This window comes from Arhodomonas sp. KWT, from assembly GCF_010993615.1.
In genome coordinates, this window is record NZ_WNXE01000874.1 from 1 (window position 1) to 706 (window position 706).

At 72.2% G+C, this 706-nt stretch carries 1 pseudogene; it reads right to left on the reverse strand.

Annotation, left to right across the window (positions count from 1 at the left end):
- A pseudogene (locus G7A99_RS22990) lies at positions 1-706 on the reverse strand (endonuclease); the annotation flags it as partial.

The window sequence follows — 706 nt, forward strand, 5'->3', positions numbered from 1 at the left end:
CCGCCCCGGGTAATGAAATAGTTTTCCAGGTTCAGGCTCGCGACGCGCCATGCCCCCCGCCGCCCCGGTGCGCGGGCACGCGGGTTACCGGCGGCGAAGCGCGGCGGCTCCACCGGATGAATGCGCCAGGCGCCGAACGCCCGATCGAGTATCCCCGTGACCGCATACACCCGGTCGCCGGCGCGCCGGGTGCCGTTGCCGTCCAGATACGGGACGGGACGCGGATCCCGGGTATAGCGCCCGTCATCGAGCAGCACCCCGGCGGGCTGGCCCCGTTTGCCGCCCGACGAATGGAGACGCCTCCCCACGGCCAGGCGGAGGCTGCCGTAACGCCCGAGATCACGGTTGCCCGTGACCACGAGCGGGCTGTCCAGGCGCACCAGGGTATCTTCCAGCATGGTCAGCCGCCCGGCGGTCGCGGGTAGCTCGAGCGCGACCGGCGCAAGCGTCGCACGCCCGCAGCGCTCGATGCGCTGGACCCATTCCAGCTGGAAACGCCCGTGGTAACGCCCGCTCCGCGCACTCACACGCACCCGCGTCCCCGCCGGCGGCAGCTCTGCTGCGGTCCGGTCCGGGGCATAGACGAAAACGCCTGCCGGCTCGGACCCCGTGGCCTGTACGTACAGACCGCCAAGGGCGTTGTCACCGCCGAAGTTCGCCGCCACGACCCCGTGGACGGCGACAGCGTCGCCCTCCGGCGGCGGTT